A 9,464-nucleotide genomic window follows, 5' to 3' on the forward strand; every position below is an offset into this window, starting at 1 on the left:
TGAAATCCTCTCGCCACCGTTACGGCACCGGCTCACCCCAACTCAAGCATCAACCCGCTCAAGCGCTTGACCTTGCGCCGTACCGCCTCTTCGAATACACCGGGCCTTGGCTCGATCAGACTGAACCAGTCCTTGGCCCGGGTAATCCCGGTGTAGATCAGTTCTTTGGTCAGCACCGGGTTCAGTGCATCCGGGAGAATCAATGCGGTGTGGGTAAATTCAGAACCCTGGGATTTGTGCACGGTCATGGCGTACACGGTTTCCACGTCATTCAGCCGGCTGGGCAACACAAAGCGCACACCGCCCTGACCATCGTTGCGCGGAAACGCCACGCGCAGCACCTGACGACCTGCCTGCGGGCCGTCCCGTTCCGGCAGTTTCAGGGCAATGCCGATGTCGCCATTCATCAAGCCCAGACCGTAATCGTTGCGGGTCATCAGCACCGGGCGACCTTCGTACCATTGCTGGTCGCTGTCGATCAGGCGTGCCTTGAGCAGCGCACTGGTGATGCGCAGATTCAGGCCATCAACGCCCCAAGGGCCTTTTCGCACGGCACACAGCAACTGGAACGCATCGAAGGCCTGCAACACATTGCGTGCCCATTCGGTCCAGCGTGGATCCTCAAGCGCAGTGTCGACTGTCGGTCGCTGGCTGCGTAGAAGACTCAAGTAATGCCGATAACCCTGCGGCCCCTCGCCGTGCCCTTCAAGCAATAGCCGCTCCAGAGCGCGATCCTGCTCCCCCTTGAGCGTCAGCGAGAACAAATCGGCATGGGTGCGAACGGCCAGTAGTTTGCGCGCCTCATCGGCCTGCTGCTGATTGACCCAGCGCGCCAATTGGCCAATACCACTGCCCTCACCGAAACGCCGCGAATGGCGCAACATCACCACCTGCTGAGCCAATGGATGAACGCCCTCGGTGTCTTCCTGCAAACCGCTGGCACTCAGATGTTCACCACTGACCGCCTCCAGCCAGACGCGAGTCTGTGGGCTGTACCAACCGGCCTCGGCATCGCGGCACAAATCACCAAGTACCGCACCGGCCTCCACCGAGGCCAACTGATCCTTGTCGCCAAGCAACACAAGACGGGCATGTGTCGGCAAGGCATCGAGCAGGTTGGCCATCATCTCCAGGTCGATCATCGAGGCTTCGTCGACCACCAGCACATCCAGCGGCAAACGATTACCGGCGTGGTGGCGGAAATGACGGGTGCCCGGACGGCTGCCGAGCAAGCGGTGCACAGTGGTGACTTCAGAGGGGATTTTGTCCCGCACGCTGTCAGCGACTGCCAACGTACGAACCTGTTGGCTGATGGATTCGGTCAGTCGTGCGGCGGCCTTGCCGGTGGGTGCAGCGAGACGGATTCTCAGCGGTTTGCCAGACTCCACGGCCGGCGCTTGCAACAGGGCCAGCAGACGCACCACGGTGGTGGTCTTACCGGTACCCGGTCCACCAGTGACGATGCTGAAGGCGCCGCGAGTGGCCAGAGCACAGGCGAGCTTCTGCCAATCGATCGGCACCCCGCTCTTGGCCGCGCCGAACAAGCCACTCAAGCGCTCGGGCAGATCATCGGGCGTTGCTTCATGGGCCGCGAGTCGCTGACGCAACGCGGTATCGATGCGCCGCTCGTAAGCCCAGTAACGACGCAAGTACAAACGCTTGCCGGACAACACCAAAGGGCGCTGCTGCGCGTCGTCACGGCTATCGGCGGCCAGCGCTACCAATCGGCTGGACGCCAACACCTTGCACCAGTGCGCGCCGTCCAGTGCTTCGAGCAGTTGCGACGGCAACAGCATGGCGCCTGTGTGCACATCCCCTTCCGGCGGCAACGACAGGGCGAAGTCCGGCTCCTTGAGGGTCTCGAACAGATCCAGACAGACGTGCCCGTGACCCAGTTGGTGACTGGTCAACGCCGCCGCAAGCAGCACCAGCGAGTCGCCTTGAGGTTCGAGTTCGTGAAGGAAGCCCACAAAGGCTTTGTCCAGTGCCCTCAGCCAGCCGCGTTCGACCCATCGCTCAAGCAACAGCAGCAGATCTTCGGCTCGACTCAGCGGTGCCAGCCCGACCAGGCTTTCAGCGGCCAACGGTGTGGGCAGTAAATCGGCAAGGGAACGACTCATAGCAATACTCCTTGTTCCCAGGCGGGCTCGGCCCTGGGTTGCTCCGGTTTGCCCTGAAACAGCCGATCCAGACGCTCGATCAACTCCCGTGGCGGACGGGTAAAGCACACGCCCTGGCTCGGCGCTCGGGTGCCGCGCAAGAACAGATAAAGCGCCCCGCCCATGTGCCGCTCGTAATCGTAATCGGCGAGTCGTGCCTTGAGCTGGCGATGCAGGGCCAATAGATACAACACGTATTGCAGGTCGTAACGATTGTCGAGAATCGACTGTTCCATCGCCAGTTCGGTGTAGGCCGAATCATCGACACCCAGCCAGTTGGATTTGTAATCAGCGACGTAATAACGCCCTTCGTGCTCGAACGTCAGGTCGATAAAACCTTTGAACATGCCATTGAGCAACACCGGTTCGGCCGCCACCCGGGCAACACCGTTATGGGTGTATTGGCACACCAGTTCATCGAGTTTCAACACATCGACTTTATGGCTGGCGAACCAGAACTCCATCTCGACCCGGTACTGGGTCAGTTGTTCGAACACCACCGGTGACAGTCCAGCGCCGATGCGTAATGGAGCTTGCAGCAGGTGCAGCAACCAATCGCTCAAGGTGCCGATCCAGCCTTCCCAACCACGGCGGTTGCAGCGCCGAGCGATGGCGTCTTCGACACTTCGCCGATCGGCAGCAAAGCCTTCGTTACCGGCCCACTCCAGCAAACCATGGAGAAAGGTCCCGGGGTTCGGTCCACGGGGGAAACGATGGATATCGCCACCACTGGCGACCATTTCCCGAGGTGCATTCGGGTCGAGTCGCTCATCATCGAAGAGCTTCTGCGCTTGCGGACTTTCCGGCGCTTCGTCGCTACCGGCGCTCATACTCTCGCCAATACGCAAGGCGCTGTAAGAGGCAATCCACCAGTTCTCGGTAGCCTTGCGCTTGGGAATCAACGGCGCGAGCAAAACGGCTTCATTGCGCGGCGGGTTGAAACGGATTTCGCTCGCTTCGGGCATTTCGCTGCAACTGATTGCCTCACAGCCTTGCTGCAAGTCTTCCAGCCAGCGGCTCAGACCGGCCGATTCGGTCAACGACAGGCCACCACCGAGCAGATAGCCCAACGCCGACAGGTGCAGGACTGAACTGTTGTTATTGCCGCGTTTGAGGTCCGTGACGCCCAACCAGCAGGCGTGTTGCGCGCGGGTCAACGCAACGTAGAGCAACCGCAGGTCTTCAGCCAGACGCTCGTCATCAGCTTGGGCGATCAGCTCTGCGGTGGGCTTCAACGACACTTGCGCCTTGCCCGAGTCGTCGTGGTAATGCAGCGGCAGGCGACTGCCATCCACCGGTTTTGCCGAGCAGATGAACGGCAGAAACACCAACGGATATTCAAGGCCTTTGGACTTGTGGATGGTCACCACTTTGACCAGTTGCTCGTCACTTTCCAGCCGCAAAATCTGTTCTTCACCCGCCTGACCGGACAACGCCAGATGCTCGGCCAAATGCCGGATCAAGGCTTGTTCGCCATCCAGTTCGGCGGCGGCTTGCTGCAACAACTCGGACAGGTGCAGCAGATTGGTCAGTACCCGCTCGCCATCGCTTCGAGCAATCAACGCCTGGGGCAACTGAAAGTCATGCAGCAGACGGCGCAGCATCGGCAACACGCCCTGGCTGCGCCAGATCGCCCGATAACCACGGAACTGCATCACCCGCGCTTCCCAGGCCAGTTCGTCCTGATTCAAGCGCTCCAGCTCGGCCAATGGCAGATCCAGTGTGATACAGGCCAGCGCAGCACGTAACGGCCGCTCGACATCCGGTTCGGCGCAAGCCTTCAGCCAGGCCAACAGATCGTGGGCTTCTTGAGCTGCGAACACCGAGTCCTTGTCGGAAAGGTAAACGCTGCGTACCCCGCGGGCGGACAACTCACCGCGTACCGCCTGGGCCTCTTTGCCGTCACGCACCAGAATCGCGATATCGGCCGGGAGCAGGCCTCGCATATCCTGACCGTCGCGAACGAATCCCGCGTGGCCCTGCTGGCCGCCATTGAGCAGCGCGACGATTTCACTGGCGCAGGCGGCGGCCAGTTGCTGCCGGTAAACCACACCGGACAATGGCTGCTCGGCAGACAACTGCCAGATATTCAGCGCAGGCACAGGTTGACCATCAATCTGCAAAACTTCTTTACGTCCCTGAGAAGCAACAGGCAGAAAGGGGACGGGGTTCTCGCCAGTCTTTTCCCGGAACAGAAACGCACCACGGCCATGCTCGCGCGACTCGGCGCGCTCGAATACGTGGTTCACCGCGCCGACCATGCCATGGCTGGAGCGGAAGTTAGTGCCCAGGGTATGCAGGCGGCCACTGGTGGCCTGACGCGCGCGCAGGTAGGTGTAGATATCGGCGCCACGGAAGGCATAGATCGCCTGCTTCGGGTCGCCGATCAGGAACAGACCGCATTCGGGATTGTTGTCTTCGATGCGGTAAATACTTTCGAAGATCCGGTACTGCACCGGGTCGGTGTCCTGGAACTCATCGATCAGCGCGACCGGGAACTGCTCGCGAATCAACGTTGCCAGACGCTCGCCAGCGTCGGCCTGCAAGGCGGTATCGAGCCGCAGCAGCATGTCGTCGAAACCCATTTCGGCACGGCGACGCTTTTCTTCTTCAAAGCGCGTACCGACCCACTTGGCCGCATGTTGCAGCACTGCAGCATCCGGGGTCGGCAAGGCATCCAGACTGGCTTTCAGACCGGGCATGGCGTCCAGCCCCGGATGGTCTGGCGCCCGGCCTTTCCAGGCTTCGGCCATACCGTCCGGTGTCAGACGACTGAAACCGGTGCCGATATCCAGTTGCTCTTGAGACTCGTCCTCGGCCCAGGCGCTGATTTTCTCGAACCAGGGTTCGAAGTAACGCGCCTGCATCTTGCGCCCATCGACGGTCTTTTCAGCGACACCTTGCAGACAGATATCCCGCAGCTCGGCCGCCCATTGCAGCCATGGGGTCTTGAGTTGCAGAAGGGATTCGCGCCGCTCTTGCAGGCAAGCGGTAATCAGCTCGGCAGGCTCTTTTCCATCATCAAGACCTTGCTCGCTTGCGAACAAGGCACGCACGCGCGGCAACAACGCAGCCGGGCCTCCCCAATTGGCACGAACCCAGTTCAGCGCATCACCCTGCATCGGGTAGCAAAACAGCCGCCAGTAATCGCGCAGCACTTCACCGAGCAAATCGCTGTGATCGGTTTCCAGGGTCTGGGTAAACAGGCTGCCGCTGTCGAAGGCGTGCTCGCGCAACATGCGCTGACACCAACTGTGAATCGTCGACACCGCCGCCTCATCCATCCATTGAGCAGCAATGTCCAGACGATTGGCGCAAGTTGCCCATTGCTCAGGGCTGTATTGCTCGCGCAACTCGGCGATCAAGTCATCCGGTGCTGGCGTTTCGTCACGGAAAAACCGCGCAGCCTCGGCAAGACGAGTGCGGATACGCTCACGCAGCTCCTTGGTCGCTGCATCCGTGAAGGTCACCACCAAAATCTGCGGTGGCAGCAACTCGCGGCCAAAACCGGCGACCTCGCCACCGTGACCGAGCACCAGGCGCAGGTAGAGCGCCGAGATGGTGAAGGTCTTGCCGGTCCCGGCGCTGGCCTCGATCAGTTGGCTGCCGCGCAAGGGGAAAGCCAGCGCCAGAGGTGTCTTGGTTGTCATGAGCGAACCTCCTCGCTGGCCAATGATCGCCACGGGGCTTCAAGCAGTGGCCGGTAGAGAGCGTTACACCAATCAGCGAAGGTTTCGTCAGCGACGAGTGCGCTGTAATCGGGAAACTGTCGGGCCAATGCCGGGCTTTCGCGACGCTCACCGTCGGTGGTCTGACCGTCGCCTTCATAGGCCTTGCATGCGGTCGCTTCGGCTTTGACCGGATCGCTCTGGCCAAGCCAGGCGAAGGCAGTCTTCACCGCAACCGGCAATGGCTGACGCATGCCCGATTGCCAGGCCTGCAACAGATCGCCCAAAGAATTAAGGGCTGCGCTCTGCTCTATGGGAGCCAGCAACAAGGTGTCGTCACTGGCCACCAGCGCCGTGGTCAGCGACAACCCGCTCGCGCAAGCCGCCAGATGATTGACCCAGGGCCGAGTCAGCCGATGCCATTTGCGGGTCTTGATTGAACCAATGCTGTTGGGAATCGTGGTGACAGCCAACAATCCTCCATCGCTGCGCTGATGCAGACCACTGAGCCAGCCCTCGAGGCTGACACCATGCTGCTCGAGACTCACCGGCAAGGCACTGTTGAGCGGCGTCGGCCATAAAGCCAGCAACTGTTGATAGCGTTGCAGCAAGTCAGGCAGTGGCTCGATCAACTCCTGTTGCAAGCACTCACCAAAACCGGCCATTGGTAACAGACCGCTGCCCTGCAGGCGTTTTGCTTGAGCCTCCAAGGCCAGCTCGGGTTGATCCGGATGGGTAAGCGCCGCTTCAAGCAAACTGTCGCTCAGGCTATAGCGTTGCAACGCATCAAGTACAAAGGGTTCCTCATCCGCCAGAGGTGCCTCGGCGGCCTCGAAAAACACCTTGAGCCGTTGGCTGAAGAAATGTCGCACCGGGTTTCGCAGGAAATCCTGTAACTGACCCAGGCTCAGCGGCTCTTCCTGAACATAGGCCGTCAGCGCTGGAAGCTCGGCGACGGCCTCGTGTGTCTGGTGAAGTAACTGCCACTCTCGGGCGTAGCTGAACAGTCCGTCGCCTTCATGAAAATAACGGGCACTGAAGGGTTGCAGTGGATGTTCCTGGGTCATTGCATCAACAAGCGACTCATCGCTGTTCGACAGATGCCAACCGCTGGCCAGATGATCGCGCAACTGGCCTATCAACACTGAAGCCGGACGCTCGCTGTTGTCACGAATACTGCGGCCGACCCAGCTGATGTAGAGCTGATCACGCGCCGAGAGCAAGGCTTCGAGCAGCAAATAGCGATCATCCTCACGCCGCGAGCGGTCGCCGGGGCGGTAATCGCTACCCATCAGGTCGAAGTCCAGCGGCGGTTGCGCGCGCGGATAGTCGCCGTCATTCATGCCAAGCAAGCAGACCAGTTTGAAAGGGATAGCGCGCATCGGCATCAAGGTGCAGAAATTCACCGCACCGGCCAGAAAGCGTTGCGACAAGCGCCCCTGATCAAGCCCCGCCAGCCAGGCCTCACGGACGACGGTCAGCGGTAACTCATCCTGCAAACCTACCGACTCACAAGTCTCCAACCAGCTTTCGCGCAACTCTTCGAGCTGGGCCAGGAGGTAGTCGTCATGCTCATTGCTTGCCAGGAAGAACAGCTGCGATAACGCATGCAGGCGCTCCCCCCATTGCTGCGGCGGCGCAGGTAACGAGAGTTCCTGGTGGGCAATCTGCAAGGCATCAAGCAACGCGACCAGCGGGCCGATCAACGCCGCGTCCAGACCACCTATTTCATCGTAAGGTTCGATGCCGTCACAAGCCGCTCCGCTGCCTACAACATAGCCGAGCAGCATACGCCGCAGGCCGAAGCGCCAACTGTTCTGCTCCAATTCATCCGGTAGACCAAGCCCTGCGCGCTGTTCGGCATTCATGCCCCAGCGAATACCGGCGCCTTCAATCCAGCGATGCAAGGTCGGCAGGTCACGCTCCTCTACGCCGAATCGAGCACGTAAGGCTGGAACATCCAACAGATCGAGAATCTCGCTGACCGGGAAACGACTGTCGGGCAATTTGAGCAGATGTTCCACGGCTATCAGCAGCGGATCGCGGCCGCGTTGGCCTTGGTCAGTCAGAGTGAAGGGAACGAAACGTCGGTCATCTCGCTCCAGTTGGCCGAACACGGCGCGGATATGCGGAGCGTAACTGTCGATATCCGGGACCATCACGATCACATCGCGAGGGCGCAATTGCGGATCGGCGCTGAAGCGGGCGAGTAATTGGTCGTGAAGAATTTCGACTTCACGCTGGGCGCTGTGGGCGATGTGAAAACGGATCGACTCATCGTGTACAAGGTCAACACTTGGCCAATGTTCACGGGTTTCATTCAGGGGGCGCAGTTCGAGGATATCGTCCTGCAACTGGTTAAGCATATTCTGCGGCCGGCTTTCGCTGAACAGATCGATCCGCCCATCGCGAAAGGCCGAACGATAGCTGTTGGGATCATCATAGCTGTCGAGCAGATTGATGTAGTCGCGACCCTGTTTGCCCCACGCGGCCAACAACGGATGAGCATGTTGATGCAGGGTTTGCGGATCGAGCGCTGCGGGCATTCCCGCCTTGCGCGCTTGACGCTTGTATTGGTGCCGTAGCAGGTCTTTATCGGCGACGATGTCGGCCCAATGGTGACGACATGGGTTATGCACGCAAAGCAAAACCTGACTGAAACGCGCCAATCCAGCAAGAGCTTCCAAGGCCTGGGCCGGTAACGAAGAAATGCCGAAAACGATCACTCGGGAGGGCAATCCTTTGGGAGCTGTATCCAGGCTGTTGATCCGCTCAATGAAGCGTTGATGAACTCCGGCACGACTTTGCGCCATGCCCTGCTCACCCACATCCAGCAGCAACGCTCGCCACAACTCAGCCTGCCAGCAATTTGCAGGCGTCAGCGCCTTGGCTTCGCCTCTGCCATTGCGCAGTTGATGGCGACCTGCTGCCCAGTCTTCCAGCCAGTCGGCTCGATATACCTGGTATTGATCGAACAGATCCGCCAAGCGTTCAGCCAATTGATAGCGCTTACGTAGATCTGTGTCGTGGGTAAGAAAGCGTTGCAAGGGCTCGAAGTGCGGCTGATCAATCAGCTCTGGCAACAAGCGCATCAGCCGCCAGGTCAGCGGGGCTTTATCCAGCAGGGATTTGGCCGGAATTTCATCACGACCCAACACCATACGATAAAGCTGCCACATAAAGCTGCCAGGCAATTGCACATCGATGGCGGCCGCTATTCCACAGCCGCCCATATCGTCATCTTGCGGGTCTTCAGCCAGCGCGAGCTTCAACCACTGGGCGATGCCGTTGCTCTGCACCAGGGCGATTTCATTTTCCAGGGGGGTGAGCGGATAGCGCCGCATCCAACTGACGACAAGACTACGCAACTCGTCCAGGCGGTTGCCGTGAACCACCATAAAACCAGCACTGAGGGACGTCGCGTCCGGCATAAAGGCTTCCTTGGAAAATGCAAAAGCTAGGGCCGAACCTTAGCACTGTCGGAGGGCCGGGGCAGCAGCACGTGCCTGAAAGCTGCAGGAGCAGCCGGTCGACACTCGAGTGCGCGCCATGGCGTCTTGGAAATCGCCATCGCGAGCCAGCCCGCGCCGACAAATCGCGCGCAAAACAAAACCCCTACCTGCAGATGCAGATAGGG

At 60.0% G+C, this 9,464-nt stretch carries 3 protein-coding genes; all 3 read right to left on the bottom strand.

Annotated features, from left to right (window positions below; translation table 11 throughout):
- Positions 1-32 precede the first annotated feature (32 nt).
- The 3 genes from recD to recC are packed head-to-tail and all read right to left on the bottom strand — an operon-like array spanning position 33 to position 9,258.
- Positions 33-2,120, bottom strand: a complete 2,088-nt coding sequence (gene recD, locus AC07UI_RS27570) for an exodeoxyribonuclease V subunit alpha (RefSeq protein ID WP_494995465.1) — start codon at positions 2,118-2,120, stop codon at positions 33-35.
- On the bottom strand, positions 2,117-5,809 hold the full coding sequence (gene recB, locus AC07UI_RS27575) for an exodeoxyribonuclease V subunit beta (RefSeq protein ID WP_494995466.1): 3,693 nt from the start codon (positions 5,807-5,809) through the stop codon (positions 2,117-2,119). Before recB ends, recD begins: the two co-directional genes overlap by 4 nt.
- Complete coding sequence (recC, locus tag AC07UI_RS27580; RefSeq protein ID WP_494995467.1) at positions 5,806-9,258, bottom strand: exodeoxyribonuclease V subunit gamma; 3,453 nt, start codon at positions 9,256-9,258, stop codon at positions 5,806-5,808. The genes recB and recC overlap by 4 nt, the downstream gene beginning before the upstream one ends.
- Between the last annotated feature and the right edge of the window lie 206 nt (positions 9,259-9,464).

This window comes from Pseudomonas sp. GW821-FHT04C07 (assembly GCF_059420325.1).